This window comes from Streptomyces sp. MS19 (genome assembly GCF_047200595.1).
Classification (GTDB): Bacteria; Actinomycetota; Actinomycetes; order Streptomycetales; family Streptomycetaceae; genus Streptomyces.
The window spans coordinates 84,228-110,680 of record NZ_JBJZOH010000008.1 but is presented as its reverse complement, the minus strand read 5'-3'; the positions used below and the strand labels follow the sequence as shown (position 1 = coordinate 110,680).

The window sequence follows — 26,453 nt, the reverse complement described above, 5'->3', positions numbered from 1 at the left end:
TCGGACCGTGCCGTGCCTCGCGCGTGCCGCGGTGTGGGCGGAATCACCAGCGCGGGGTACCGTCGCGCGTGTGGACGGAATGTGGTGGCTGGCACTCGCGGCGGTGGCGGTTCTCGGGCTGGTGGCGGCGCTGGTGGACGGCGCCGGGCGCATCGGCGGGCGGCCCGGCCGGAAGCGCCGCCGGGGGGAAGGACCGGGGGACCGGGGCGGCCGGGGCGACTCCCCGGAGTGATCACATCCTGCTACGGGAGCGGGCGCGGATTGCCAGCAGCAGGCCCACCGCGATCCAGATCGCGAACATCGACGATCCCCCGTACGACAGGAACGGAAGCGGCAGCCCGGTGACCGGCATGATGCCGAGCGCCATCCCCATGTTCTGGAACGCCTGGAACGCGATCCACGCGACGACCGAGGCGGCGACGATCGTGCCGTACATGTCCGGTGCCCCCATGGCGATGCGGCAGCCGCGCCACAGGATCACGCCGATCAGCACGATCACGGACGCCGCGCCGACGAAGCCCAGTTCCTCGCCGACGACCGTGAAGATGAAGTCGGTGTGCTGCTCGGGCACGAACTGACCCGTCGTCTGGCTCCCGTGGAACAGGCCCTGCCCGGTGAGCCCGCCGGAACCGATCGCGATACGGGCCTGGTTGGTGTTGTAGCCGACGCCCGCCGGGTCGAGCGACGGGTTGGCGAACGCGGCGAAGCGGTTGATCTGGTACGCGTCCAGCAGCCCCGCCTGCCACACCACCAGCGCGCCGCCCACGCCGAGCCCGATCAGCCCGAGAATCCAGCCGCGCCCCGTGCCCGACGCGAGGAGCGCGCCGAGCGTGATCGCGGCGAGCACCATCGTCTGCCCGACGTCCGGCATCAGCATGATGATCGCGGCGGGCAGCGCGACCAGGCCGAGCGCCTGGAGCACGGCGCGCGTGTCGGGGCGCGGGCGCTGGTCGCTCTCCAGGGACGCGGCGAGCAGCGTCGCGACGGCCAGGATGACGCCGACCTTCACCAGCTCGGACGGCTGGAAGGCGAAGCCGCCCGGCAGCTGGATCCAGCTGCGGGAGCCGTTGATGGACGAGCCGAGCGGGCTGAGGACGGCCAGCGACATCAGCAGGGACAGGACGTAGAGGACCGGCACGGCGTTGCGCAGCCGCACGTGGCCGAGCCACACCATCACGGCGGCGAGCCCGCCGCCGATGGCGAGGTTCAGGATGTGGCGCAGCAGGAAGTACTGCGGGTCGCCGTTGTTGAGGTCGGTCCTGCCCCGGGTGGCCGAGTAGACGAGCAGGGCGCCGAGGACGGCGAGGACGCCGGCCGCCCCGAGCAGCCACCAGTCGAGGCGCCGGACGACGGAGTCCCGCGCTCTGATCCTGGTCCAGACGGACTGCTCGGCGGCCGGCTGCGCGAGGGAGTAGCTGCGTACGGTCACCCATGTGACGATACGTGGCCGACCGTGCGCCGTCCGTGATTACGCCCAGAGCTGCCCGTGCAGCAGGGCGACGGCCTCCTCGGTGGACGCGGCGGTGTAGACGCCCGTGGAGAGGTACTTCCAGCCGCCGTCAGCGACGACGAAGACGACGTCCGCCTCCTCGCCCGCCGCGAGCGCCTTGCGGGCGGTGCCCAGCGCGGCGTGCAGGGCGGCGCCGGTGGAGATGCCCGCGAAGATGCCCTCCTGGGCGAGGAGTTCACGCGTGCGGGCGACGGCGTCCTCGGAACTGACGGAGTAGCGGGAGGTGAGGACGGAAGCGTCGTACAGCTCGGGCACGAAGCCCTCGTCCAGGTTCCGCAGCCCGTAGACCAGGTCGTCGTAGCGCGGCTCGGCGGCGATGATCTGCACGCCGGGCCGCTGTTCGCGCAGGTAGCGCCCGGCGCCCATCAGGGTGCCCGTGGTGCCGAGTCCGGCGACGAAGTGGGTGACGGAGGGCAGGTCGGCGAGGATCTCCGGGCCTGTGGTGGCGTAGTGGGCGCCCGCGTTGTCGGGGTTGCCGTACTGGTAGAGCATCACCCAGTCGGGGTGCTCGGCGGACAGCTCCTTGGCGACGCGGACGGCCGTGTTGGAGCCCCCGGCGGCCGGGGAGGAGATGATCTCGGCGCCCCACATGGCCAGCAGCTCGCGGCGCTCGGACGACGTGTTCTCCGGCATCACGCACACGATCCGGTAGCCCTTGAGCCGGGCGGCCATGGCGAGGGAGATGCCGGTGTTCCCCGACGTCGGCTCCAGGATGGTGCAGCCGGGGGTGAGGCGCCCGTCCTTCTCGGCCTGCTCGATCATGAACAGCGCGGGCCGGTCCTTGATCGAACCTGTCGGATTGCGGTCCTCCAGCTTCGCCCAGACCCGGACCGACCCGGCCGGGGAGAGCCGCGGCAGCCGGACCAGCGGGGTGTTGCCGACGGCTGCCAGCGGGGAGTCGAAGCGCATCAGCGCATGCCTCCGGCGACGGCGGGGAGGATCGTCACGCTGTCCCCGTCCTTGAGCGCGGTGGAGATGCCGTCGAGGAAGCGGACGTCCTCGTCGTTCAGGTAGACGTTGATGAAGCGGCGCAGCTCGCCGCCGTCGACCAGCCGCTCCCGGATGCCGGGGTGGCTGGCGTCCAGGTCCGCGAACAGCTCGGCGAGGGTGTCACCGCTGCCGTCGACGGCCTTCCGGCCGTCGGTGTAGCTGCGCAGGATGGTCGGGATGCGGACCTCGATGGCCATGGGGGCTCCAGGAGAGAACTCGGCTCGGGTGGCTCGGACGGGCGGCGCGTGCCGTTCGTGGATCAGTCGCGGTCGGCGGTGATCAGCGGAGCGGCGGACACAGGGCGCCGGCGAGACGGCACAGATCGACGTGCAGACGTGCCACGAGCAGCACGCCGCCGGCCCGGATCTCGTCGCTCACGCCATGGGGAACCATGGCGGCATCGTATCGATTCCCCAGCCTTGCCAGCGATCGGTTCATCATATGGACGTATTCGTCCCGGAGGGTGGACCGCGGGTCAGACGACCCGCACCTCCTCCTCCGTCACCTCGCCGTCCAGGATGCGGAACGACCGGAAGGACACCGGCCCTTCGCCGTCGCCGCACTCGGCGGTGGACACCAGGACGTAGTGCGCGCCCGGCTCGTTCGCGTAGCCGATGTCGGTGCGCGACGGGTACGCCTCGGTGGCGGTGTGGGAGTGGTAGATCACGACGGGCTCCTCGTCCCGGTCGTCCATCTCCCGGTAGAGCTTCAGCAGGTCGCCGGAGTCGAACTCGTAGAACGTCGGGGAGCGCGCCGCGTTCAGCATCGGGATGAAGCGTTCGGGGCGGTCACTGCCCGCCGGGCCCGCGACGACGCCGCACGCCTCGTCGGGGTGGTCGGCGCGGGCGTGCGCGACGATCCGGTCCACCAGGTCCTGGGTGATGGTGAGCATGTGGCCAGCGTAGAACGCGCCCCGCGGCTCACTGCGTGAGGGTGACGGACCCCGCGGGCGGGCCCGGGTCGTCCTCCGGCGGGCCGCCCCCGTCGGCCCCGTCGGCCCCGTCGCTGTCGTCCGGCAGCCCCGCGTCGCGGCGCCGCAGGTGCACATCCACCTTCCGCAGCTCCTCGCGGACGACGGGCGCGAGCAGGTAGAGGCCCGTGATGTTGAAGACGGCGGCGAGGAAGAGGAAGACGTCCGCGAGGTCCACCAGCGTGCCCAGCGACAGCAGCGCCCCGGCGACGACCATCGCGCAGAACAGCGTGTTGTACGCCCCCTGCGCGATCCGCCCGCGGCCGAAGAGGTACGACCACGCCTTGAGGCCGTAGTAGCCCCACGTGATGATCGTGGCGAAGGCGAACAGGAAGACGGCGACCGTCAGCACCGCGGGGAACCACGGCAGCGCCGTCGCGAAGGCGTCGGAGGTGAGCGAGATGCCCGCCGTGGTGTCCCCGCCCTCGCCGCCCGCCGCGGCGGCCTCGCGGGCGGCGGCGTAGCTCGGCGCGCCCGCCACGACGATGGTGAGCGCCGTCATGGTGCACAGGACCACGGTGTCGGCGAACGGTTCGAGCAGCGCCACCAGCCCCTCGGTCGCGGGCCGCCGCGTCTTCACCGCGGAGTGGACGATGGGCGCGGAGCCGACGCCCGCCTCGTTCGAGAACGCGGCGCGCTGGAAGCCGGTGATCAGCGCCCCCGCCACCCCGCCCGCGACCCCCTCGGGCCGGAACGCCTCCCGCCAGATGGTGGCCACGGCGTCCGGGATGTGCGGCGCGTTGGCCAGCAGGACGACGAGGCAGGCGACCACGTACAGGACCGTCATCGCGGGGACGAGGCGGCTGGTGACCCTGCCGATCGCCCGCATCCCGCCGACGAGGACCAGCGCGGTGAGCACGGCGACGACCAGCCCGAACAGCAGCGCCCCGGCCGAGCCGGTGAAGAACGGGGTGTGCTCCCCGGTGGCGGTGGCGAGCTGTTCGAGGGACTGGTTGACCTGGAAGAGGTTGCCGCCGAAGAAGGCGAAGAAGAGGATCATCGCGGCGGCCGGCAGCGCCAGGAAACGGCCGAGGCGCGGCCTGCCCCGCTCGGCGAGCCCCTTGGTGAGGTACTGCATGGGGCCGCCGGAGACGCGGCCCTCGGCGTCGATGTCGCGGTACTTCACGCCGAGGGTGCACTCGACGAACTTCGTCGCCATCCCGAGGAAGCCGCACAGGATCATCCACAGGGTGGCGCCGGGGCCGCCGACCGAGACGGCGATGGCGACACCGGCGATGTTCCCGAGCCCGGCGGTGCCGGACAGGGCGGACGTCAGCGCCTGGAAGTGCGTGACCTCGCCCGGTGCGTCCGGCTGCTCGTACCGCCCGGCCGCGAGCTTGACGGCGGCGCCGAAGCGGCGGACCTGGACGAAGCCGAAGGCGGCGGTGAACAGCAGTCCGGCCAGGACGAGCCAGCCGACGATGAGCGGGAAAGGACTGCCCGCGATCTCGATCTCGCAGAAGACGACGGCGTTCAGGACATCGCGCACAGGTTCGAATACGTCATTGACGGCCGTGTCGATGCGGTCGGTCCATGATCCGTCGCTCGCCATGACAGGAGATTACCGACCGGCCACGCGAATTGCGTGATTATCAGATCAAAGCATCAACGTTTCGAGAAGGGATTCCATCAGGTCGGCGAGCCACGCATAGGCGATGACCAGCGGACGATTCGGATCGTCCGGGGAAATGTCGAACAGGCGCTCGCTGTCCGCTTCACTCGAAAGGCCGAGCCGGCTGCCGAGGGCGAGCCGCAGGTCGTTCAGCGCGCCGAGCCAGCGGCGCGCGTCGTCCCGCGACAGCGTGAGCACCGTGCCGCCGCCGGGCCCGGACGCGTCACCCGCCGCCGCGTCGAGACCGCGCACCATCAGCAGCAGGTTCTCCCGCTTCGCCGTGCGCAGCTCGCTCTCGGTGAACCGCCGGAACTCCGCCGAAAGCCGCCTGGCCTCCTCGTCCTGCTCCTGCCCCGGCTCGCCGTACGCGTCCGGGAACAGCCGGGCGAGCGCCGGGTCCGACGGCGGCTCGCTCGGCCCCTCGGCGAACAGCGCGGCGAGGGGGTCGTCCGCGTCACCGTCCGCCGGGCCGTCGCCGGGACCGATCAGTTCGAGCAGCTGCACGGCCAGGCTCCGGAGGATGGAGATCTGCCGCTCGTCCAGCGCGACGGCCGCGCCGCCCTCGCCGCTCGTCTCGAAAAGTGCCGCCATCACCGTTCCTGCTGAAGCGTCGCCCAGAGGCCATATCCGTGCATGGCCTGCACGTCCCGTTCCATTTCCTCGCGGCTGCCCTGCGAGACCGTCGCGCGCCCTTTGTGGTGGACGTCGAGCATGAGCTTGGTCGCCTTGTCCTTCGGATAGCCGAAATAGGACTGGAAGACGTAGGTCACATAGCTCATCAGGTTCACCGGGTCGTTGTGCACGACCGTGACCCATGGCACCTCGGGCAGCGGGGCCTCCACCGGTGCCTCGCCGGTCTCCGTGCGCTCGACTTCCATGGGCATCGCAGCACTCACGCCTCCCATGCTGCCACCGCCGCCCCCCGGGAGGTCAAACGAACGCCCCGCCACCCAATATCGTCAAACTGACGAGATGGGGTGTAGGGTGACCGCCATGGATGCTGAGAACGACGCGGCGGGCCCGCCGGTGGCCGTGCCGTCGACCGCCCTGTTCACCGACCAGTACGAGCTGACCATGCTCCAGGCCGCCCTGCGGTCCGGCACGGCGCACCGCCGGTCGGTGTTCGAGGTCTTCACCCGCCGCCTGCCCGACGGCCGCCGCTACGGCGTCGTCGCGGGCACGGGGCGGATGCTCGACGCCGTCGAGAACTTCCGCTTCGACCCCGCGATCCTCGGCTTCCTGCGCGAGCGGGGCATCGTGGACGACCCGACCGTCGCCTGGCTCACCGACTACCGCTTCGGCGGCGACATCGACGGCTACCCCGAGGGCGAGGTGTACTTCCCCGGCTCGCCGCTGCTGCGCGTCGAGGGGACGTTCGCCGAGTGCGTGCTGCTGGAGACGGTGATCCTGTCGATCCTCAACTACGACTCGGCGGTGGCCGCCGCCGCGTCCCGCATGGCGGTCGCCGCCGACGGCAGGCCGCTCATGGAGATGGGCGCCCGCCGCATGCACGAGCTCGCGGCCGTCGCCGCGTCGCGCGCGGCGTACGTCGGCGGCTTCTCCACGACCTCGGACCTGGCGGCCGGCTTCCGCTACGGCATCCCGACCGTCGGCACCAGCGCGCACGCCTTCACGCTGCTGCACGACAGCGAGCGCCAGGCGTTCACCGCGCAGGTCGAGTCGCTCGGCCGCGGGACGACGCTGCTGGTGGACACGTACGACGTCCGCGAGGCCGTGCGGACCGCCGTCGAGGTGGCGGGCCCCGGGCTCGGCGCGGTGCGGATCGACTCGGGAGACCTGCTGATGGTCGCCCACCAGGTCAGGCGGCAGCTCGACGAACTGGGCGCGCACGACACGCGCATCGTCGTCACCAGCGACCTGGACGAGTACGCCATCGCCTCCCTCGCGGCGGCGCCGGTGGACGCGTACGGCGTCGGCACGCAGCTGGTGACCGGCAGCGGCCACCCGACGTGCTCGATGGTCTACAAGCTCGTCGCGCGGGCCGGGGACGACCCCGGGGCGCCGCTCGTGCCGGTGGCCAAGAGGTCGAGCGGCGGGAAGCTGTCCGTCGGCGGCAGGAAGTGGGCGGCCAGGCCGGTGGACGAGGAGGGCGTCGCCACCGCCGAGGTGATCGGGACGGGCGAGGTGCCCGCCGAGTACGCCGACCGGCAGCTGCTCGTGCCGCTGGTGCGCGGCGGCCGCGCCGTCGCCCGCGAGCGCCTCGACGCGGCGCGCGACCGCCACGTACGGGCCCGCGCGGGCCTGCCGCTGTCGGCCACGCAGCTCTCGCGCGGCGAACCCGCCCTCCCCACCCGCTACCTGACCCCGCCCACCGCCTGACGCGGCGGGCCGGGCACCGTAGGCTCGGACCCGGCCGCGCGAACTCACTCGAAGGGGTGTCCCATCACATGCACCGCGCCCTGATCGTCGTCGATGTCCAGAACGACTTCTGCGAGGGCGGCAGTCTCGCGGTCACGGGCGGCGCCGACGTCGCCGCCGCGATCACCGACCTCATCGGCGCGGCCACGCCCGCGTACGACCACGTCGTCGCCACCCGTGACCACCACATCGCGCCGGGCGACCACTTCTCGGACACGCCGGACTTCGTCCACTCCTGGCCGCGCCACTGCGTCGCCGGGACGGAGGGCGTCGGCTTCCACCCGAACTTCGCGCCCGCCGTCACCGCCGGGTCCGTGGACGCCTGCTTCGACAAGGGCGCGTACTCGGCGGCGTACAGCGGCTTCGAGGGGACGGACGAGTCCGGCGCGGGCCTCGCGGAGTGGCTGCGGGCGCGGGAGGTGACGGCGGTGGACGTCGTCGGCATCGCGACGGACCACTGCGTCCGCGCCACGGCCCTGGACGCGGCACGGGAGGGCTTCACGACGCGCGTCCTGCTGAGCCTGACGGCCGGGGTGGCGCGGGAGACGACGGACAAGGCACTGGACGCGCTGGCGGCGGCGGGCGTGGAACTGACGGGCAAGCCCGTCGTCACCACCTGACCACCCCCCGCCGTACGCGGCGGGACCCGGCTGGACCCGGCGCCAAGGACGGCGGACGACGGCCGTCCCGGCCCGCGGACTGCCCGTGGGACGGCAGCGGGCAGTCGAGGCAGCGCCCGGGGAAACGCACAGGGCACCCGTCACGGCCCCGCCCACGACCGCCGCCGGAAACGCCCCCGGGCAGCGGGCCACGGTCGCCACGCGGCCCAGGACGCCGGACGGCCGTCCTCCGGCGACACCGGGCCCCGAGGGACGCGTCCGCGCCCGCAGCGGACCGTTCCCGGGGCGGCGGGCCGCATCCACATGGCCACACCGGCAGCGGGAACGCCCGGAGAGGTGACGGTGCCGCCGCACGCGGCTCCGGCGCGTTCCCCGGGCGGGGCCGGGCCGTCAGTGGCGGGCCGCGCCCTGGCGTGCGCCGTTCGTCACGCCCTGCGGTGCGGCGGGTGCGGGGAGTGCGTGGCCGTGGCGGTGCGGGTACGAGCGGCGTCTGCGGCGCGCCGGGCCCACCAGCCGCGGCATCGGGCACCAGCTCGCCGCCACGTCGCAGGACGACGGGCGCCAGACCGCGCCGTCCGGGTGGTGCAGGACGGCCGAGATCTCGTCGGGGGTGGGCGGCGCCCCGTTGCCCCGGAGCGCGAGGACGCGCAGGCCGAGGTTCCGCAGGCGCGTGAGCGCCCGGGGGCGGTTCGCGGCATGGACCAGCACGCGGACGGTGCGCCCCTGGTCCCCCGGGTGCGGGAGCACGAGCGCGACGACGACACTGCCGTCCGGCAGCTGGACGAAACCTCCATCGGACATGGAACACATCTTTACGCGCCCGGCCGCCGTCCGTCGAGGGGTAGTCAGCAAAATAGCCTCTGACCTGCGAATTCACCAAATCGAACACATGCGGCAATGAAGCTGTCACGCTTCGCTGTTAAAGATCTCCCCCAGCCGCTTGTAGGGAGGCCACTGTCCCGGCCGTCCCCGGGCGGGCGCCCGTTCGGCTCTTGACGGCACGTCACCTCACCCGGACGGCCGTGCGCCCCCCGTGCTCCCACCCGGTCCGCGCCCGGCGCTTACCCCGCCCGCGGCGAGGGCATCGACGGGCCGAGAAGCGTTCGAGCGGCGGCCGTTCACCGTCGCGCCAGGCACCGCCACGAGGACGGAACCGACATGCCGCACCCGACCCCCGCGCAGCTCGTCTCCGGTTCGGCGACCGTCGTCGGCAGCGCGCTGGTGCTGCTCCTCGTCGTCCCCTCGGGCTCCGCGGCGGCCCTGACGCTCGTCGCCGCCCTGTCCCTGGCGCTCGGCACGCTGGCCGCGCTCGCGACGGCGCCGGAACGCCGCACCGCGCGGGCCGCCCGTGCCCGTACCGGCGTCCGCGTCTGAGGCACGGGCCGGTCAGACGGCCGTGACCACCACCGTGCGGGCCGACTTGTCGTGCAGGCACTGGCGGTACGGCTGGTCCCACGTGCACCACAGGACGTTGACGAGCCAGAACAGGAAGCCGATGCACGGCAGCAGCTGCGGCAGGGAGTAGACACCGGCGCGGTTCCAGGCCGCGTTGCCGCGCGGCACCGCGCCGTCGTCCAGCATCGCGACGCGGATGCGCACGGCCATCTTGCCGAGCGTCTGGCCGCGGGCGCTGAGCATCAGGCCCTCGTAGATGAAGTAGACGAGCAGCATGATGGCCTGCTGCGTCCACGAACCGCCGGTGCCCGCGTTCTCGTTCCAGTCGTAGTCACCGCGCAGCGGCCACAGGAGCAGGGACACCGGGACGCCCACGATGATCGCGTCGATGATGCGCGCGATCAGCCGCCGGAAGCGGGAGGGCAGCGGCGGCATCCCGGCGAGCGGGTCGGTGGCGCCCGCCGCGTTCCCGTACGGGTTCGCGCCGTACGGGTCGCCGGGCGGCGGTGCCTTGGGGATGCCGGGGTCTGGGCCGGCGGGCCCGCCGGACGCGCCGGGCGGCCGGTCGCGGTCGGGATCGCCGTCGTTGCCAGGCTGCGGCTGATCGGTGGTCATGTGGCCCAGTGCACCCCGGCCCGCCGCCCCGCGCATCCGGCGCCGGGCGATCGGGTCACGGCACTGGGCCGCCCGGGGGTCAGCCCGCGGCCGGTTCCGGGGCCCCGCCCTTGCCCGCTTTGCCCCCCTTGCCGGGCTTCCCGGCCACGAACGTCCCGGCCGCCTTGTCGTGCCACGCCTGCCGCCACGGCCTGTCCCGCGCGCCCATCAGCAGACTGACGACGCCGACCACGAACAGGGCCGACGCGTTGAACACCAGCCACCGCAGCAGCGCCCTGCCGAACGACGGCTTCTCCTGCTGCCGGAGGTCCACGACGCGGGCGCCGAACAGGCCCTTGCCCGGCGTCGTGCCCCAGATGGCCGTCGGCAGCGCCTCCAGCAGCAGGCCCACGCCCAGGAACACGCCGAGGACGAGCGCGATGTAGCCGCCCGTCGTGCCGTCCACCAGCCAGATCTGCCGGGTGACACCGGCGCGTTCCGCCGCGTCGATCTGCTCCTGGATGTGGTCGCGCGCGCTGCCGAGCAGCGGCCACGCGACCGCCGCCGCCGCGATCAGCGGCAGCAGCGTGTCCACGATCCGCGCCATCAGGCGCCGCCCCAGCGTGGCCGGGTACTTCCTGTCCGGCTCCGCCAGGCGGCCGGCCATCGTCAGCGGCGCGCCCTCGTGCGACTGGAGGAACGGGGACTGCGCCGGGGTCGCGCCCGGCACCTGCTGGTGGGGGTAGCCGTAGCCGCCGGGCTGGGCGCCCTGCTGGACGGGCGGCGGGTAGCCGTAACCGCCCGGCGCGGCCTGCTGCTGGTGCGGGTAGCCGTAGCCGCCGGGCGGGGTCGGCCGCTGCTGCGCGGCGCCCTGCTGGGGGTAGCCGTAGCCGGGCGGCGGGCCCTGCTGGGCGGGCACGCCCTGCGGCGGGCTGACGCGGCCCTGCTGCTCCGGCGCGTTCGGCACGCCCTGCGGCGGGCTCACCCGGGCGGGCGGCACGGTGCCGCCCTGGGGCGGGGTGTTGAGGGCCTGCCTGGCGAGCTCGTGGACCTGCCGCTCCCAGGAGTTGTCCGTGTCGGTCCTGCGCAGCGCGGCCGTCTTCGGGTCCGTCACCTCGGGGTCCCGCTGCTCCGGGGTGCCCGGTACGCCGTCGGCCGGGGTGCGGCCGAAGGAGCCGCGCGGGTCGGAGCCGCGGGCCGCGGCGGCGGACGGCGAGGCGCTGACGTCCTCGTCCGAGCCCCAGGGGGCGCGCCGGTCGCCGCCGTCGTGCGTGCCGCCGCCCGACGCGGGCGCGACGTCGCCGCGCCGCCGCAGTTCGGGCAGGGCTTCGCCGGACGCCTGCCCGGGGATGCGCCGTTCCCCGCCGGACGCCAGGTTGTCCTCGTCGAAGAAGAACGGCTGCGTCTCGTGCTTGGGCGGTTCCTGAGCCGGTCCCGGCGTGGGCGCGGCCGATCCGGTCGGCGGGGTGGGGACGGGCTCGCCCTCCCGCGGCTCGGGCCGGCTGCTGCCCGGCACCCACGCGGTGCCGTTCCAGTACCGGATGTAGCCGGGAATGGACGGGTCCGGATACCAGTTGGGCCCCGGGCCGTCTCCTGCGGGTGGGGAGCTCATACGCGGTCCGAATCTCCTCGTCCGTACGGTCCGTACAGTCTGTCGCGCTACCGGTTCAGCATGGTAGTCGCCAGGGGACCCGTGCGTTTCCCCCCGGGCCTGGACAGGACGATAACGAAAGCGCGGGGCGGGCGGTCGTGGCCCGGCGCGGGCAACGGCCGTGCGGGCGGCCTCACATCGCGCGCACCGCCGCCCTGGCCGGGGCGTGCAGGCCGAGGAAGTCGGTGTTGTCGGCCCACTGATCGACCGCGCCGGTGAGCGGCAGCGCGCGCAGCGCGGGGTCGGTGACGGTCGCGCGCAACGCCTCGGCGAAGCGCTGGGCGCCGATGACGAGGTACGGGCGGCCGTGGAACGGGCGGCGGCTCGGGTCGAGGGGCGGCGCGAGCCCCGACTCGTTCTGTACGGCGGCGACCCGCTCGTACGCCTCGCACAGGTGCCGTTCACGCAGGGCGGCTCCGGTGGCGGCGAGCGCGCCGCGCAGGTGCGGGGTCAGCGTCGCGGCGACGGGGAGGCGGGCGAACGCGCTGCCGAGCCACTTGCTGTAGGGCGCGTACCGGCGGGCCAGCAGGAGGCACAGGCGCATGAGGTCGCGGACGAGGCGGCCTGTGACGACGGCGGCGCCGAGGTCGTCGCCCGCCTCGGCGCAGCGCCCCGGGAAGGCCTCCTCCTGCGATATGCGCTGCCACTGGCAGGCGAGGAGATGGCGCCACACCTGGTCGGGGTACCAGGCCAACCGGTCGCGTGCGGCGGTGAGTCCGCCCGTGGCGTCGTGGAAGACGGCGCCCGACGTGACCTCGGCGAGGCGCTGCTGGGGCATGGCGAGCCAGTCGGCGGTGGCGGGCGCGCCGTGCAGGCCGAGGCGGTCGGCGAGCCAGGAGTCCACGTCGGTGACGTCCACGCGGTGCGCGACCGGGCCGTCCGTGCGGGCCATGATGCCGACGGGGTCGAGCGGGTCGGGGCTGTTCTCGAAGTGCGTGGGCCAGCCGTGTACGTCCTTCGGCAGCCGGACGGCGAGCAGTTCGCGTATGGCGGGGCCTTGCGCGGCGGCGTCGTCGGGGGTGAGGAAGAGGGTGAGGCGGGGCCCCCAGTCGTGGTCGGCCGAGCGTGCCGAGTCGAAGCCGAGGACCTCGGAACCGCTCCCGACGCGGGCCGCGGCGTACCGCAGCCCCGGCAGTCCGGCGGCCAGGAGGGGCCGCACCGCCTCCTCGAACAGATGCTGGGAGAGCCGCAGTCCTGGCAGGAACGGAGCGTGGTGCGTGGGAGGCATGCTCCCCACTGTCCGCGCGCGGGACGGGACGGTCCAGCGGATTACGGCGCGGGTCGTCCCGCGCGGCGCGGCGGCGCGCGGAGGATGCCGGAATCAATTCCGGGAAACCGCGTAATGAACTCCGGGTGGGCCCCTCTGTCTCTTGTGTGCGGGCCGCCGGGCGGGCCGCGACGACAGCACAGGAGAGAGAGGGCTCATCTCATGCACACCATCATCGAGCGGGAGCTCGACATCGAGCTGGTGCTCTCGGCGGAACGCAGTGTCCCCGTACCGGCGCGGCTGGTGTACCGGTCGAACGACCCGTTCGCCGTGCATGTCACCTTCCACATCGGCTCGGACGCGCCGGTGCAGTGGACGTTCGCGCGCGACCTGCTGGTCGAGGGGGTGTTCCGGCCCTGCGGGGAGGGCGATGTGCGGGTGTGGCCGAGCGGGCCCGACAGCAGGCGGGTCATCTTCTTCGCGCTCAGGTCGCCGGACGGCGACGCGCTGCTGAAGGCGCCGGCGGCGGTCGTCTCCGCCTGGCTGGAACGGACGCTGCGCGTCGTGCCGCCCGGCGAGGAGGCCGACCAGATCGACGCGGAGGAGTGCCTGTTCGCGCTGCTCACCGCCCGCCCGGCGGACGACGGGGGCGAGAGCCGCCCGTGAACTCCCCCTCGGGCGGCGGCGCACCACCCCGCGCCACCCCCGTTCCCGGGGCCTCTCCTGCCCGTCGCCGGGCGTGAAGCCGCCCGTCCGGGGAATCATCAAGGACACCACCCCCCACGAACCGCCCCCGCGACCTGCACTCGCGGGGGCGGTTCCCGTGCGCGGGCCCGACGCCGTTCCCCCGGGCGGCGGCGGTCGTTACGCTCGTGCCATGACGGGGACACACATCGGGGCGGCGGACGGCGCGGCGACGCGTGCCGTCTTCGAACTCAGCGCCGAGGGAGCTCATTTCGGTGCGCTGGAGGAGGCGCTGACGGCGATCGACGTGCCGGGGGTGTCGTTCCACGAGAGCGACCCGGCCAGTCCCGCGCTGCTGACGTCGGGCTGGCAGACGCTCGTCGTCTCCGCCGTCTCGGCGGGGGCGCTGAAGGCGGTGCGCGATGTGCTGATCGCGCACATCTCCGGGAAGCGGGTGCGGATCAGCGTCACGCGGTCCGGCACCAAGAGGTCGGTGACCTACGAGGGTCACCTCGGCGATCGTCGCGAGGTCGAGCAGCTTGTCCGTGAGATCACGGCTGAAGAGCCATCTGACTGAGGTCTCCCCCACCGCCTTCCACAGCGGCCTCGGCCGGGTCGATCCGGTCGCGGTCCGGCTCGAACTCGCCCGCGGCTTCGGCGAGGAGGGCAGCCACGAGGACCGTGTCGCCCTGCTCGCCGCCCTGTTGCACGAGCGGCACCACTGGCTCCAGCACGTCGGCACGAACGCGGGCCTGTTCGGCACGCTGCTGCTGGAGTTCCAGACGGGCATGGTGGAGCACGTCCCGCTGGAGGAACTGCGGGCCGGGGACCTGCCGTTGCTCGCGCACGAGGAGCGGTACGCGGACGCGCTCGGCCGGTGGGAGCGCCTGGAGGCCACCCGGCGGCTCTTCTTCGGCTGCCGCCGGGGCGACCTGGAGGTCCTCGCCAGGGACGGGCGCGCCCCGCTGTGGCGCGAGATCGTGCCGTTGATCGGCGAGGCCATGGGCACACTGCTCGCCGACTCGCCGCGCCTCCGCAAGTACCGCGCGTTCCTCGACTCCCCGGACAGCCACCTCCCGATCACACCGGAGGTGCTGGAGGTGAACGGGTGGTCCGTGGGGGCGCGGCACCTGATGGAGGGCGCCGCGCGGCAGAGCGAGACGCACCGGCTCCTCCGGGCGGCGCTCCTCGACCACCGCGACGCGCGGGCGGCGGCGGAGGAGTTCGCGTTCGACCTGTCGCGGCACCGCACGGGCGTCTACGGGGTGGCGCGCACGGTGTTCGACCAGTTCGTGCGCACGCCGACCGCTGCCGCCGACATCGGCTTCGCCTACGCGTGCGACCTGGCGCTGAACGCCTGCGCGCCGCCGCTGTACCCGTTCGTCCCCCTCAACCCGGGCGTGCTCTTCGCCCACGTCGCCCAGCGGCTCGGCGGCTTCCGCTTCGACCGCATGCTCGACTTCACCGACCCGCTGGCGGCGCGGGAGCTGATCGCCGAACTGACGGAGCACCTGCGCGGCGGCGACCCCGACCTGTCGCAGGCGCTGGACATCAGGCGCGTCCTGGTCGAGTCCGTCCTCGGCCACCTCAGGCCCGACGAGGTGGCCGGGCGGATCTTCACCGACCGGGGCCCCGGCCGCCTGCCCGAGCCGACGGGACCGTCGTCCCGGCTGCGGTACCTCCTCGCCCTGACGGCCGAGGCCGAGCGCATCCGCGCCGACGCGCCCGAGTTCTTCGTCTTCCCCAGCGCCTCGTTCACGGCCGACCGCGCGGCGTTCCGCGAGACGTTCGCCCGGATCGGGCCGCCGCTGGTGTCGTACGGGCCCGGCGGCATGACGGCCACCCGGCGGGATCCGGGGTGGGGGGAGTTCTTCCTCGCCGCGGGCCTCCACTACGAGGTGCTGCGCGGCGTCGTGATGCTGGACGCCGAGGCCCTGGGCGCCGGGCTGGCGCCGTACGTGACGGCCGGGGGCGGGCTCGTGCGCACCGTGCTGACCGGCGCGCTGCGCGGCGCTCCGGTCGCCGAGGTGATCTGGCGGCACGCCGAGGCCGCCGCCGAGGGGCGCTGAACGGCTCAGCAGCCGGGCACGTTCTCCCCCGCCGCCAGCGCGCGCAGGCTCTCCACCGCGCCGCTCAGCGAGCTGACCGGGACGAGCCGCAGCCCGTCCGGCGTGTCCGCCGTCGCGTCGCCGCACTCGTCGGCGGGGACGAGGAAGACGGTCGCCCCGTCGCGGCGCGCCGCCTGCGTCTTGAGCGCGACGCCGCCGACCGGGCCGACCTGGCCCCCGGCGTCGATGGTCCCGGTGCCCGCGACGGTGGCGCCGCCGGTCAGGTCGCCGCCGCTGCCGTCGCCGTCGAGCATGTCCACGATGCCGAGGGAGAAGAGGAGCCCGGCGCTCGGGCCGCCGACGTCGGCGAGGTTCAGCTCGACGGTGACGTCGTCCTCGTCCATGCCGAGGAAGGCGAGCGCGGCGGTCACGGCGTGGTCCTGCGACCGGCGCATCTCGTCGGCGTTGTGCTCGCGGATCTCCTCGGTGGAGTCGCCCTCCGGGTAGACGGAGTCGCGCGGCAGGACGGCCTGGTCGCCCGCGAAGTAGCCGCGCACCACGTCGGCGAGGCGCACGGTGGCGTCCGGGGCGGTGGCCTGGATGGTCGTCAGGAGCAGTTCGCCCTCGGTCTCGCGTACCGGCGCGCCGGTGATCGTGATGACCGCCTCGCCGTCCCGTTCGCCCAGCACGTCCGCCGTGTCACCCGGGTGGGTGACGGAGAACGGCAGCGGCGCCAGCGCCGCGACGGCCGGCAGCGCCGCGAAGAGGACGCCGCACACGGCGAGCAGCAGGGTACGGCGTGGCCCCGCGAGCCGGGCCGGCGGCGGGGCGGGCGCGGATGCGGCGGTCTTGGCGGCGGGCATGCCAGCGAATCTAACGCAGGACGGCCCCCACCTCCCGCGCGGCCCTGACGACCCGTGGCCCGACACCGGGCGGCACGGTCTCGTGCAGCATCACGACGCCCACGCTGCCCTCGACGCCGCAGTCGGCCGGCAGCGGGGCGGCCGCCGCGGCGGCGCGGGCGGGGGACAGCGCGCGGGTGAGGACGTAGCCGTCCTCGTCGTCGATGTCCTTGCAGCGGCCGGTCAGGATCGCCTGCCCGGCGGCGCCCCGGTCGAGCGGCTCGCGGAAACCGGTGCGGTACGCGACGTGGTAGCCCGACCGCGTCGGTTCGACGACGGCGACGGTCAGCGCGTCCGTGCCGTCGGGCACGGTCAGGTGCGCGGTGGCGCCCACGTCGTCGGCGAGCGACCGCAGCACGGGCAGCGCCGCCTCGCGCACCAGCGGGTGCACCTGGCGGCCGAGGCCGAGCACGCCGACGCCCACCCGGGCGCGGCCGGTCGCGTCGCGGCGGGCGAGGGCGTGCTGTTCGAGCGTCGCGAGCAGGCGGTAGACGACGGTGCGGTTGACGCCGAGCCGGCGCGCCAGCTCGGTGACCGTCAGCCCCTGGTCGGTGTCGGCGAGGAGTTTGAGGACACGCAGTCCCCGGTCGAGTGTCTGAGAGGTCTCCGCGGTCAACGGGCGCCCCCCTTCGGTGAGGTGCGCGCCGCCGGTCCCGTGGGCGGCGGGCACGGGTTTCCTGACAGGGCCGTGCGGAGGCGGGGGCCTCTCCGGGGCCACATTGCCGCCGGGCGGACGGGCGTTCGGAAACTACCGCCGCGTCCCGGCCGCCGGAAGAGGGCGTCCACGATGCGAGCGGGCGGAGCGGGCGATCACGGCGTGACACCCGCGGGAACGGCGGGCGGAGGCAGGATCACCTCGTGCATCGGAGGGCGTCCTTGCGGGGCGCCGGGCCTCGGTGGGTGGGCGGGTGCCGATCCGGTCCAGGGCGGCTTGGGCCCCGGGCGTCCCGTCGCGGACGCGGACGCGGTGCGGGAGGCCCCCGGGCACCCGACCGGGCTCCGGACCGACCTGCTCGCGCTGAACGCGCTTCCCGTGGCCGGGCGTTGCGGGCCCGGCACCTGGGCCGGGACGCGGCCGACCACGAACGGGTCACCGCCCGCGCCGGCCCCGGCCGTCCCGGCCCGGAGGGCTCACCGCATGCGGGTGGCCCATTCGCGGACCTTGGCGACCCGTTGCCTGAGCTGACCGGCCGTGGCCTCCGCGCTCGGCGGGCCGCCGCAGGTGCGGCGCAGCTCGGTGTGGATGACGCCGTGCGGCTTGCCCGACTGGTGGGCGTAGGCGCCGACGAGCGAGTTCAGCTCGCGGCGCAGCTCCATCAGCTCCTTGTGCGAGACGACCGGCCGCCGCTCGGCGGGCAGCTCGATGAGGTCGGCCTCCTCGTCCGGCTTGCGGCGGCTGTGGGCGATCTGCCGTGCCTGCCGCCGCTGGAGGAGCAGCTGCACCTGGTCGGGTTCGAGGAGCCCGGGGATGCCGAGGTAGTCCTGCTCCTCCTCGCTGCCGGGGTGCGCCTGCATGCCGAACTCGGCGCCGTCGTACATCACCCGGTCGAAGACGGCCTCCGACTCCAGCGCCTCGAAGGGCAGTTGGTCCTGCTCGCCGTCCGGCTCGTCCTTCTCGCGCTCGGCGTCACGGAGGAGGGCCTCCTCCTCGGCGTACGGGTCCTCGTCCGCCGCCTTCTTCGGCTTGTCGAGCACGTGGTCGCGCTCGACCTCCAGTTCGTGCGCGAAGCCCAGCAGGGAGGGGATGGTCGGCAGGAACACCGAGGCCGTCTCGCCCCGGCGCCGCGAGCGGACGAAGCGGCCCACCGCCTGGGCGAAGAACAGGGGCGTCGAGATCGTCGTCGCGTACACGCCGACCGCCAGCCGCGGCACGTCCACGCCCTCGGACACCATCCGCACGGCCACCATCCAGCGGTCCTCGGACGCGCGGAACTCCTCGATGCGGCCGGAGGCGCCCGCGTCGTCGGACAGGACGAGGGTGGCGCCGTGCCCGGTGATCTCGCGTAGCAGCTTGGCGTACGCGCGGGCGGACTCCTGGTCGCTCGCGATGACGAGGCCGCCCGCGTCGTGGATGGAGCGGCGCACCTCGGTGAGGCGGCGGTCGGCGGCGCTGAGGACGGCGGGCATCCAGTCGCCCTTGGGGTCGAGCGCGGTGCGCCACGCCTGGGAGGTGGCGTCCTTGGTCATCGGCTCGCCGAGCCTGGCCGCGATCTCGTCGCCCGCCTTGGTGCGCCAGCGCATGCTGCCGCTGTAGGAGAGGAAGATGACCGGCCGCACGACGCCGTCGCCGAGCGCGCTGCCGTATCCGTACGTGTAGTCGGCGACGGAGCGGCGGATGCCGTCGTTGCCCTCGGCGTAGGCGACGAACGGGATCGGGTTCGTGTCCGAGCGGAACGGGGTGCCGGTCAGCGCCAGCCGCCGCGTCGCGGGCTCGAACGCCTCCAGGCACGCCTCACCCCAGGACCGCGAGTCACCGGCGTGGTGGATCTCGTCGAGGATCACGAGGGACTTGCGCTGCTCGCTGCGGTTGCGGTGCAGCATGGGCCGCACGCCGACGCCCGCGTACGTGACCGCCACGCCGTGGTACTCGCGGCCCACGGGCCCGGCGCTGTACGCCGGGTCCAGGCGGATGCCTATCCGCGCCGCCGCCTCGGCCCACTGGGTCTTCAGGTGCTCGGTGGGCGCGACGACGGTCACCTGCTGCACGACGTGGTGGTGCAGCAGCCAGGACGCGAGGGTCAGGGCGAACGTCGTCTTGCCCGCGCCGGGTGTGGCGACGGCGAGGAAGTCCCGTGGCTGCGCCCGCAGGTACTCCTGCATGGCGGCTTCCTGCCAGGCCCGGAGCTTCCCCGCCGTGCCCCAGGGGGCGCGGCCCGGGAAGGCGGGCGAGAGGTGGTGGGACGACGGGACGGCGGACGATGCTGTGCTGGTCACGGTCTCCACGGTGCGGGGGTCGGCGGCGGCTGGCGATCGCGTCAGCCTAACCGAGCGACGCACGCCGCCCGGCAACCGGTCGACACCTGCCCACGACCGTCTCCCCCACTCCTCACGACCGGCACGGCGAGCGCGCACACCACCGTGAACAACACCACAGCCGACACACGGCGGTGCCGCCCGCGCGTGCGCCGTGCAGGGCGGGAACAGTCCGGCGGTGGCGCACGACGGCGCGCACGAGAACACGGTGGGGTCCACGGGTTTCCGCCACGCGGTGACGCCTCCGGCCCACGGTGCCGGATGGCCGCAGCACGCGTGCCTGTGCGCGCCCCCGGCCGCCCTGCCGAGGGCAGCCCCCGCCCAGGGCGTTCCAGGGACACGCGCCTCCCCGCGCACGGCCCGACGACCCACGCCGTCACGGCAGTCGGCCCGGCGGGTGGAGCGGCGACGGCGGGCCGGGCCGAGGCCGTACGTCGAGCGTCCGTCCCGAGCCGGGGCGTACCCGCCGCTCCGGCCACGCGGGCGGCGGCCGGGGAGTTCTCCGGCGCGTGCCCCGGCACGCCCCGCCGGGCGACGGCCAGGCGGCACGCCGCTCCGGCACCCGCGTGCGCGTGCGGGCCTGGGCGGCCGGGCCCCGGCCCGGCCCGCCGTTCAGGCGGCCGCCGCCGTCGCCGTTCCCCTGGACGAGGGGGTCAGGCGGCCCGCCACGGCCACGCTCACCAGGGCGGTCACCGCCGTCACCGCGTAGACCACCACGAACGCCGCGGGGCCCACCGCGCCTTCGAGCGCGCCGTCGTGCGCCACCGCCGAACTGTCCCCGCCCAAGGCGGCGAACGCGCTGCCGACCAGGGTGAGCATCACCACGTTCCCCAGGCTGTCGCAGACCTGGAGCGAGGCGACGTTGCCGCCCGCCTCCTCGGGGGCGGACAGCCGCAGCACCAGGACACCGAGCGTCGAGACGACCAGGCCCATGCCGAAGGCCGCGAGCCCCAGCGTCACCACGGGCAGCCACACCGGGACGGCGTCGAACAGCACCAGCGGTGTCGTCGCCGTGCCCAGCGTCAGCAGGACCGTGCCGCCGCGCACCAGCCGTTCCCTGCGCCCCTCGGCCCACGGCCGGGACTGCGCCCACGAGCCGAACGCCCACAGCGCGCCGGAAGCCGCCAGCGCGAGGCCCGCCTCGGTGTACGACAGCCCGCGCCGGGTGACCAGCATCAGCGGCAGGAACGTCTGCGTCGCCATGTACGCGGCCGACAGGAGCCCCCGCAGCGCGATGACGGACGGCAGCCCCCGGCGGCCGAGGAACGTGCCCGAGGGCAGCAGCCTGGTCGCGCCAGGCACCATCAGCGCCAGCCCGGCCAGCACGGGTATCAGCGCCATCAGGTTCAACTCCCGCCCGCCGTACTGGAGCAGGCCCGCGCCGGACGCGACCACCAGCGCCAGCCGCAGCCGCCGCCCGTCGAAGCGGTCCGCGCCGCCCGGCGGCGGCCCGGCGGCCTGCCGCCGCAGCGCCGGGAGCAGCACCGCGAGCGGCAGCACGACCAGGACGGTGATCCCGAGGAACACCCAGCGCCAGCTGAACCGCTCGGTCACCGTCCCGGCGATCAGCGGCCCGATCAGCGAGGGCACCACCCAGGCCCCGGAGAACGCCGCGAACGCCGCGCCCCGCAGCCGTTCGGGATACGCCCGGCCCACGGCCACGTACAGCGCGACGATGACCAGCCCGCCACCCGCGCCCTGCGCCGCCCGGCCGAGGATGAACACCCACATGCTCTCCGCCGCCCCGGAGAGCAGCAGCCCGGCGCCGAAGGTCACGATGCCGGCGAGCACCGGTCCCACCGGCCCGCGCCGGTCGCACCACTGGCCGGACAGCGACATGCCCAGCAGGCTCGTCGTGAAGAACGCGGAGAACGCGAAGGCGTACAGCGACACCCCGTCCAGCGCCTCCGCCGCGGCGGGCATGGCCGTGCCCACCGCCATGCCCTCGAAGGCGATCAGCAGGATCATGCTGACGCAGCCCAGGGTGAGCGTCCGGTACCCCGCGCTCAGCACACCGCCACCGGTGTCCACCGGCCCGTCCGGCTCCCCCGCCGCCACGGCGGGGACCTCAGCCGGCGGCGGCCCCTCCCCCACCGGGACACCGATGACCGTCAGGCCCTCGTGTCCCGCCTCGTGTCCGGCCTCGTCGCCGGTCGTCCTGTCGCGCATGCCCCCAAGGTAAGGACCGGAGCCCACTCCTGCCTATGGACCAAAGAACGAAACCGCACTCACCTTCGGCCGACATCCCGAAACGGGCACCGCTCACTTCCGGCCGACACCCGTTCGGCCGCCGCCCCGCCCAGCCCCGTTCCCACCCCGGCTCAGGCGCCGCCCACCGCGCTCTGCGGCCGGATCGGCAGCCGGTTGACCGGCCGCCCCGTGGCCGCCCGCACCGCCGCCGCGACCGCCGCGGGCGACACCACGACCGGCACCGCGCTCGCCGCCTTCGCCCCGAACGGCGCCACCACGTCACGCTCCTCCAGCAGCGACACGATCCGCACATCCGGCGCGTCCAGCGCGGTCGGCAGCGGATACCCCGACAGGTCGGGACGGCGCACCATCCCCCGTACGACACGCAGGTGTTCGGTCAGCGCCGCGCCCACCCCCTGCACGACACCCGCCTCGATCCGCGCCCGCACCTGCCGCGGGTTCAGCACCCGCCCGACGTCCTGCGCGATCGCCATCTCCACGACCCGCACCGCGCCCAGCTCCACGTCCACGTCCACCACCGCGCGCACCGCCGCGAAGGCCAGCCCGACGAACGCGTCCCCCTGCCCCGCCTCGTTCAACGGCTCGGTGGGATGCGGGCGGCACTGCGCGGTCGCCCACAGCTCCTTGCCCTCCAGCGCCTCCGCGACCGTCGTGCTCAGCACCCCGTCGTACGACGTGATCTTCCCGTCCGCGATGCTCAGCAGCTCCGCGGACATCCCGAACGTCGCCGCCAACGGCTGGAGCAGCTGCGTGCGCACCATCTTCGCCGCACGCTCCACCGCCCCGCCCGACACCCACGTGTGCCGCCCGCGCCCGCCCGCGCCCGCGGGCGGCAGGTCGGTGTCCACCGGCGCCACATGCACCTCGTCGATGCCCAGCACGTCCTGCACGATCTGCCGCGCCAGCGTCGCGAACCCCTGCCCCGAGTCGACCGCCGCGCACAGCACGGTCGCCACGGTGCCCTCGACCTTGACCGTGGCCGTGGCCACCTCGTCGGTCCCCTCGGCACCGAGCATGTGCACCATGCCGAGGGCATATCCGACGCCACGCCGAACGGCCGCCGGGGCCCCCGCGCCGTCGGGGCCGCCCGGCAGCAGCCAGTCCTCGACCGGCCCGTCCTTCGGCAGCGCGGGCATCGGCGCCTCCCGCACGGCGGCCAGCAGCTCCGCGACGGGCGCGGGGCACGTGACGGCCTGTCCGGTCGGCAGCGTGTCCCCGGTGGACATGACGTTCCTGGCGCGCAACTCGGCCGGGTCGAGCCCGAGATGGACCGCGAGCTTGTCCATCTGCCCCTCGTACGCGGCGCAGACCTGGAGCGCGCCCTCGCCCCGCAGGTAGCCGGACGGCGGGTTGTTGGTGCGCACGGCCCAGCCGTCGACCACGGCGTTGGGCACCACGTACGGCCCGGCCGCGAACGACACGGCGGCGGCCAGCACCTCGGCGGAGTCGTCGGCGTACGCGCCCGCGTCCATCAGCAGCTGCGCCTCGACCTTGACGAGCTTCCCGTCCCGGTCGGCGTGGTGCCAGTACCGCAGCAGCGTCGGGTGCCGGTGCGCGTGCCCGAGGAACGACTCCTCGCGCGTCGCGGCCAGCTTGACGGGCGACCCGGTGCGGATGGCCAGCAGCGCGAGCGGCAGCTGGAACCCGAGGTCCTCCCGGTCCCCCAGCGCGCCCGGCACCCCGGTGACGCAGATCTTGACCTGCTCCGCCGTCAGCCCGAGGCAGGCGGCCAGCCGGTCGCGGTCGGTGTGCGGGTCGGTCGACCCGATGTACACCTCGACGCCCCCGTCCGGGCGCGGCACGGCGAGCCCCGACTCGGCACCCACGGGCGCCGGGTCCTGCCGCCCCACGCGGTACAGCCCCTCGACGACGATCTCGCCGGTGGCCGACGGGTCGCCGTGCCGCAGCGGGATGTGCCGCACGAGGTTGCCGTCCGGGTGGATGGGCGGCGCCTCGAACGCCTTCTCCGGGTCGGTGACCGCGTCCAGCACCTCGTACTCGACGACGATCGCGGCGGCGGCCAGCCTGGCCGTCTCCGGGTGGTCGGCGGCGACGGCGGCGACCGGCTCGCCGTGGTAGCGCACCACCTCGGAGGCCAGCGGCGGCCGGTCCGTGACGGCGCGCCCCAGGCCGCCCGTACCGGTGACGTCCTCGTGCGTGACGACGGCGCGCACGCCGGGCATCGCGGCGGCCTGGGCGGTGTCGATGCGCTTGATACGGGCGTGGGGGTGGGGCGAGCGGAGCACGGCGGCCCACAGCAGGCCCTCGGCCCACAGATCGGCGGTGTAGGGGTAGGTGCCCAGTGCCTTGGCCTCCGCGTCGGCCGGGGCGAGGGAGGTGCCGAGGCCGTGCGCGGGCGCGTCCGCGGGCCTGCCGACCGGCTGGCCGGCCACGGCGGGGGTGACGGTGATGGCGGCGGCGGTGTCGGCGGCCCGGTCAGTCATGGCGTTGCCCTTTCATCCCCATGTGGGAGGCATCCCCTCGTGGAGGCGAATCCCCTCGCGGGAGTGCATCCCCTCGTCCCCTCACGGCTGTCCGGCGGAGCGCTGGTGCGGCAGTGGCGGCTGGCGTTCGGCGGCGGCCTCGTGCGCGGCGGCGCGCTCCTCGACCACGGTGCGCACCGCGTCGAGGTAGCCCCGGTAGCCGGTGCAGCGGCACAGGTTGCCGCACAGGGCCTGCCGCGTCTCCAGCTCAGTCGGCGCGTGGTTGCCCTCCAGCAGGTCATGGACGGTCATGGCCATGCCGGGGAGGCAGAAGCCGCACTGCACGGCGGTGGCGGCCAGGGCGCGCTGCACGTCGGACGGTACGCCGCCCTCGCTCAGGCCCTCGACGGTGCGGATCTCCGCCCCGGCGGCGGTGGCGGCCGGGACGAGGCACGCGGCGACCAGGCGGCCGTCCACCTGCACCGAGCAGGCACCGCACTCGCCCTGCGCGCAGCCGTCCTTGGCCCCGGCGAGCCCGAGCCGCTCCCGCAGGACGTACAGCAGCGACTCGCCGATCCAGGCGCCCGCGACGGGCCGGTCCACGCCGTTCACCCGCAGGACGTAACTGACTTCGGGGTGGTCGCTCTGGCTCGCCTCGGGCGCGGGCGGCACGGCGACCGGGTCGGCGTCGGCGTGCCGCGGCGGGTCGAGGACGGGCGCGGGCGGGTACGGCTCGCCGGCCCGGTCGGGCGTCCAGGGCGCGGGCGGCACGTCGTGGCCCGGCAGTTCGGCCGCCGGGCGGCGGTTCTGCGCGAGCGCGGCGCCCTGGCCCATGGCGGCGGCGGCCTGCCCCGGGCGCAGGCCGTGGCCCGGCGCGGCGGGCGCGCCGTCCTGCTGCCCGCCCCCGGCGAACGGCATGGTCCACTGCCCGGTGGCGCCCGGGTCCATCGTCGGGGGCGTCGTGGCGGGCGGCGCGGTGGGCTCGTCGATGACCGGCGGTTCGTAGCCGTGCCCCGGCGCGGCGAGCGGCTCGGTGCCGGTCCCCTCTCGGTAGCCGCCGGGCAGCTCTATGAACGCGGTGGCGTCGGCGTCGTACTCCCCGCCCCAGCCGCCCTGCGGGCCGTGCGCGGTGGGGTCGGGCTGCTGGTCGTTGCTCATCCGAGAGCCCTTCCGAGTCCACGGCGGGCCAGTGTGGCCACCGTACGCCTCAAGTGCAGCAGCGCGGGCGAAAGTTGCGGAGTTTCGCCGCCGTCGGCCGGCGGCTCGGGGTCGGGGATGCACGCCATGCCGACGTACGTGCCGAACGCGTCGAGCGCCTCGGGCGTCAGGCCGCGTTCGCCGTCCCAGTCCACGAGGGACGCGACCCACCGCTCGGCGTCCAGCGGCCGCAGCGGCATGGGCGCGACGGCGCCGACCGCGCAGCGCACCTCGCGGCGCACCGGGTCGAGCACGACGGCGACGGACGCGGTGGCGCGCGCGGGGCCCGTGCGGGCGGTGGCGCGCAGGTACGCCTGGGGGGCGTGCAGCAGCGGTACGCGGACGTGGGCGACGAGTTCGCCGCGCCGCAGCCGGTCGCGGCCCGCGAGGAGGTTGCCGACGGGGATCTGGCGGCCGTCGCCGTCCGGGCCCGCGACGAGCAGCGTGGCGTCGAGGGCGGCGAGGACGGGGAGGGTGTCGCCCGCCGGGGCGGCGGTGATGATGTTCCCGCCGAGGGTGCCCGCGTTCCGCACCTGCGGGGGTCCCGCGGCGCGGCAGGCGGCGGCCAGGGCCGGGATCAGGGCGGCGAAGTCGGGGCGGCTCATCCGGGCGTGCGTGAGGCAGGCGCCGAGGAGGGCGTGCCCGTCCTGGTAGGCCCAGCCGCGGAGTTCGGCGAGTCTGCCGAGGCCGACGAGGGCGGCGGGGCGCAGCAGCCCGGCGTTCACACTCGCCATCAGGTCGGTGCCCCCGGCGACCGGCACGGCGGCCGGGACCTCGGCGAGTGCCGCGACGGCGTCGTCAAGGGTGGACGGGAGCGCGACGAGCCGCGCCGAGTCGGGTGCGTGCGGTGCGTGCGTGCTCAATCCTGCTGCCCCTTTCCGGTGTCCCGGCTGCCCAGCCGTACGGTACGTCCTCGGGGCCCGGACGTGGCAACTCTGGCACAGATCCGAGCACGGTCCACGCGGGGGTCGGGCCGTCCACCACTCACCCGATCGGGGCATGCGTGAGCAACTGTGACGGGTGGGAGGGAAGCGGAGGCGGAGGCGCCGGGGGAACGGCAGAAGGGCGCCGGGAAGCCCCCGAAGCG

Annotated in this window: 25 protein-coding genes and 1 pseudogene; 7 read left to right on the top strand and 19 right to left on the bottom strand. The window is 74.7% G+C overall.

The features are described from left to right. The first annotated feature begins 70 nt into the window (after positions 1 to 70). Positions 71 to 232, top strand: a complete 162-nt coding sequence (locus ACL02R_RS11220; protein WP_412796710.1) for a hypothetical protein — start codon at positions 71 to 73, stop codon at positions 230 to 232. Here ACL02R_RS11220 and rodA read toward each other — a convergent pair whose 3' ends face one another. From rodA to clpS, 8 genes are all read right to left on the bottom strand, one after another. After that, positions 233 to 1,429, bottom strand: coding sequence for a rod shape-determining protein RodA (gene rodA, locus ACL02R_RS11215; RefSeq protein WP_412796709.1), 1,197 nt, complete (start codon positions 1,427 to 1,429; stop codon positions 233 to 235). 39 nt (positions 1,430 to 1,468) lie between these two features. Continuing rightward, on the bottom strand, positions 1,469 to 2,419 hold the full coding sequence (locus ACL02R_RS11210) for a PLP-dependent cysteine synthase family protein (protein ID WP_412796708.1): 951 nt from the start codon (positions 2,417 to 2,419) through the stop codon (positions 1,469 to 1,471). Next, the gene (locus tag ACL02R_RS11205; protein WP_398847040.1) at positions 2,419 to 2,697 is read right to left on the bottom strand and encodes a MoaD/ThiS family protein; all 279 of its coding nucleotides are present in this window, start codon (positions 2,695 to 2,697) and stop codon (positions 2,419 to 2,421) included. Before ACL02R_RS11205 ends, ACL02R_RS11210 begins: the two co-directional genes overlap by 1 nt. An 82-nt stretch (positions 2,698 to 2,779) precedes the next feature. Next, entirely contained in the window at positions 2,780 to 2,893 is a 114-nt protein-coding gene (locus ACL02R_RS11200) for a putative leader peptide (protein WP_412796707.1), read from the bottom strand. A gap of 82 nt (positions 2,894 to 2,975) precedes the next feature. Continuing rightward, positions 2,976 to 3,392 carry a Mov34/MPN/PAD-1 family protein gene (locus ACL02R_RS11195; RefSeq protein ID WP_398847042.1) on the bottom strand — a complete coding sequence of 139 codons (417 nt, stop codon included), beginning with the start codon at positions 3,390 to 3,392 and terminating at the stop codon, positions 2,976 to 2,978. Positions 3,393 to 3,420: 28 nt separating this feature from the next. Next, positions 3,421 to 5,022: an alanine/glycine:cation symporter family protein gene (locus ACL02R_RS11190; protein ID WP_412796706.1), complete on the bottom strand. Its 1,602-nt coding sequence runs from the start codon at positions 5,020 to 5,022 to the stop codon at positions 3,421 to 3,423. A gap of 45 nt (positions 5,023 to 5,067) precedes the next feature. After that, positions 5,068 to 5,673, bottom strand: coding sequence for a DUF2017 domain-containing protein (locus ACL02R_RS11185; RefSeq protein ID WP_412796705.1), 606 nt, complete (start codon positions 5,671 to 5,673; stop codon positions 5,068 to 5,070). After that, positions 5,673 to 5,987 carry an ATP-dependent Clp protease adapter ClpS gene (gene clpS / locus ACL02R_RS11180; RefSeq protein ID WP_412796704.1) on the bottom strand — a complete coding sequence of 105 codons (315 nt, stop codon included), beginning with the start codon at positions 5,985 to 5,987 and terminating at the stop codon, positions 5,673 to 5,675. Before clpS ends, ACL02R_RS11185 begins: the two co-directional genes overlap by 1 nt. An 88-nt stretch (positions 5,988 to 6,075) precedes the next feature. Between clpS and ACL02R_RS11175 the strand changes: the two genes are divergently transcribed. After that, positions 6,076 to 7,422 (top strand): nicotinate phosphoribosyltransferase, encoded by a 1,347-nt coding sequence (locus ACL02R_RS11175; RefSeq protein ID WP_412796703.1) that lies wholly within the window; start codon positions 6,076 to 6,078, stop codon positions 7,420 to 7,422. A 68-nt stretch (positions 7,423 to 7,490) separates the two neighbouring features. Then, a complete protein-coding gene (locus ACL02R_RS11170) occupies positions 7,491 to 8,081 on the top strand; it encodes an isochorismatase family protein (RefSeq protein WP_412796702.1) in 591 nt (196 codons plus the stop codon). A gap of 390 nt (positions 8,082 to 8,471) precedes the next feature. On the opposite strand, the gene ACL02R_RS11165 is transcribed toward ACL02R_RS11170, so the two are convergent. Beyond that, positions 8,472 to 8,882, bottom strand: a complete 411-nt coding sequence (locus ACL02R_RS11165; protein WP_412796701.1) for a hypothetical protein — start codon at positions 8,880 to 8,882, stop codon at positions 8,472 to 8,474. Between the two features lie 357 nt (positions 8,883 to 9,239). On the opposite strand from ACL02R_RS11165, the gene ACL02R_RS11160 reads away from it, so the two are divergent. Then, entirely contained in the window at positions 9,240 to 9,455 is a 216-nt protein-coding gene (locus ACL02R_RS11160) for a hypothetical protein (RefSeq protein ID WP_412796700.1), read from the top strand. 12 nt (positions 9,456 to 9,467) lie between these two features. Here ACL02R_RS11160 and ACL02R_RS11155 read toward each other — a convergent pair whose 3' ends face one another. The 3 genes from ACL02R_RS11155 to ACL02R_RS11145 all read right to left on the bottom strand — a co-directional run bounded on the left by ACL02R_RS11155 (position 9,468) and on the right by ACL02R_RS11145 (position 12,949). Beyond that, on the bottom strand, positions 9,468 to 10,091 hold the full coding sequence (locus ACL02R_RS11155; RefSeq protein ID WP_412796699.1) for an RDD family protein: 624 nt from the start codon (positions 10,089 to 10,091) through the stop codon (positions 9,468 to 9,470). 79 nt (positions 10,092 to 10,170) lie between these two features. Further along, positions 10,171 to 11,682: an RDD family protein gene (locus ACL02R_RS11150; protein ID WP_412796698.1), complete on the bottom strand. Its 1,512-nt coding sequence runs from the start codon at positions 11,680 to 11,682 to the stop codon at positions 10,171 to 10,173. 172 nt (positions 11,683 to 11,854) lie between these two features. Further along, positions 11,855 to 12,949 carry a DUF4037 domain-containing protein gene (locus tag ACL02R_RS11145; protein WP_412796697.1) on the bottom strand — a complete coding sequence of 365 codons (1,095 nt, stop codon included), beginning with the start codon at positions 12,947 to 12,949 and terminating at the stop codon, positions 11,855 to 11,857. A gap of 201 nt (positions 12,950 to 13,150) precedes the next feature. Between ACL02R_RS11145 and ACL02R_RS11140 the strand changes: the two genes are divergently transcribed. The 3 genes from ACL02R_RS11140 to ACL02R_RS11130 all read left to right on the top strand — a co-directional run bounded on the left by ACL02R_RS11140 (position 13,151) and on the right by ACL02R_RS11130 (position 15,681). After that, on the top strand, positions 13,151 to 13,594 hold the full coding sequence (locus ACL02R_RS11140) for an SsgA family sporulation/cell division regulator (RefSeq protein WP_412796696.1): 444 nt from the start codon (positions 13,151 to 13,153) through the stop codon (positions 13,592 to 13,594). Positions 13,595 to 13,805: 211 nt separating this feature from the next. Then, a complete protein-coding gene (locus ACL02R_RS11135) occupies positions 13,806 to 14,189 on the top strand; it encodes a hypothetical protein (RefSeq protein WP_412796695.1) in 384 nt (127 codons plus the stop codon). Continuing rightward, entirely contained in the window at positions 14,158 to 15,681 is a 1,524-nt protein-coding gene (locus ACL02R_RS11130; protein ID WP_412796694.1) for a hypothetical protein, read from the top strand. The genes ACL02R_RS11135 and ACL02R_RS11130 overlap by 32 nt, the downstream gene beginning before the upstream one ends. Before the next feature lie 5 nt (positions 15,682 to 15,686). Here the strand turns inward: ACL02R_RS11130 and ACL02R_RS11125 are convergent, their stop codons facing one another. The 7 genes and pseudogenes from ACL02R_RS11125 to ACL02R_RS11095 form a co-directional block, all read right to left on the bottom strand. Further along, on the bottom strand, positions 15,687 to 16,523 hold the full coding sequence (locus ACL02R_RS11125) for a S16 family serine protease (protein WP_412796693.1): 837 nt from the start codon (positions 16,521 to 16,523) through the stop codon (positions 15,687 to 15,689). Between the two features lie 10 nt (positions 16,524 to 16,533). Then, positions 16,534 to 17,178 (bottom strand): IclR family transcriptional regulator, encoded by a 645-nt coding sequence (locus ACL02R_RS11120; protein ID WP_412796692.1) that lies wholly within the window; start codon positions 17,176 to 17,178, stop codon positions 16,534 to 16,536. Between the two features lie 515 nt (positions 17,179 to 17,693). Continuing rightward, the gene (locus tag ACL02R_RS11115; RefSeq protein WP_412796691.1) at positions 17,694 to 19,496 is read right to left on the bottom strand and encodes a DEAD/DEAH box helicase; all 1,803 of its coding nucleotides are present in this window, start codon (positions 19,494 to 19,496) and stop codon (positions 17,694 to 17,696) included. Positions 19,497 to 20,147: 651 nt separating this feature from the next. Further along, positions 20,148 to 21,704, bottom strand: coding sequence for an MFS transporter (locus ACL02R_RS11110; RefSeq protein WP_412796690.1), 1,557 nt, complete (start codon positions 21,702 to 21,704; stop codon positions 20,148 to 20,150). 152 nt (positions 21,705 to 21,856) lie between these two features. Beyond that, the gene (locus ACL02R_RS11105) at positions 21,857 to 24,190 is read right to left on the bottom strand and encodes a xanthine dehydrogenase family protein molybdopterin-binding subunit (RefSeq protein WP_412796689.1); all 2,334 of its coding nucleotides are present in this window, start codon (positions 24,188 to 24,190) and stop codon (positions 21,857 to 21,859) included. 81 nt (positions 24,191 to 24,271) lie between these two features. Beyond that, positions 24,272 to 25,033 (bottom strand): annotated as a pseudogene (locus ACL02R_RS11100) ((2Fe-2S)-binding protein); the annotation flags it as partial. 290 nt (positions 25,034 to 25,323) lie between these two features. Then, the gene (locus ACL02R_RS11095) at positions 25,324 to 26,229 is read right to left on the bottom strand and encodes an FAD binding domain-containing protein (RefSeq protein WP_362961875.1); all 906 of its coding nucleotides are present in this window, start codon (positions 26,227 to 26,229) and stop codon (positions 25,324 to 25,326) included. Positions 26,230 to 26,453 lie beyond the last annotated feature (224 nt).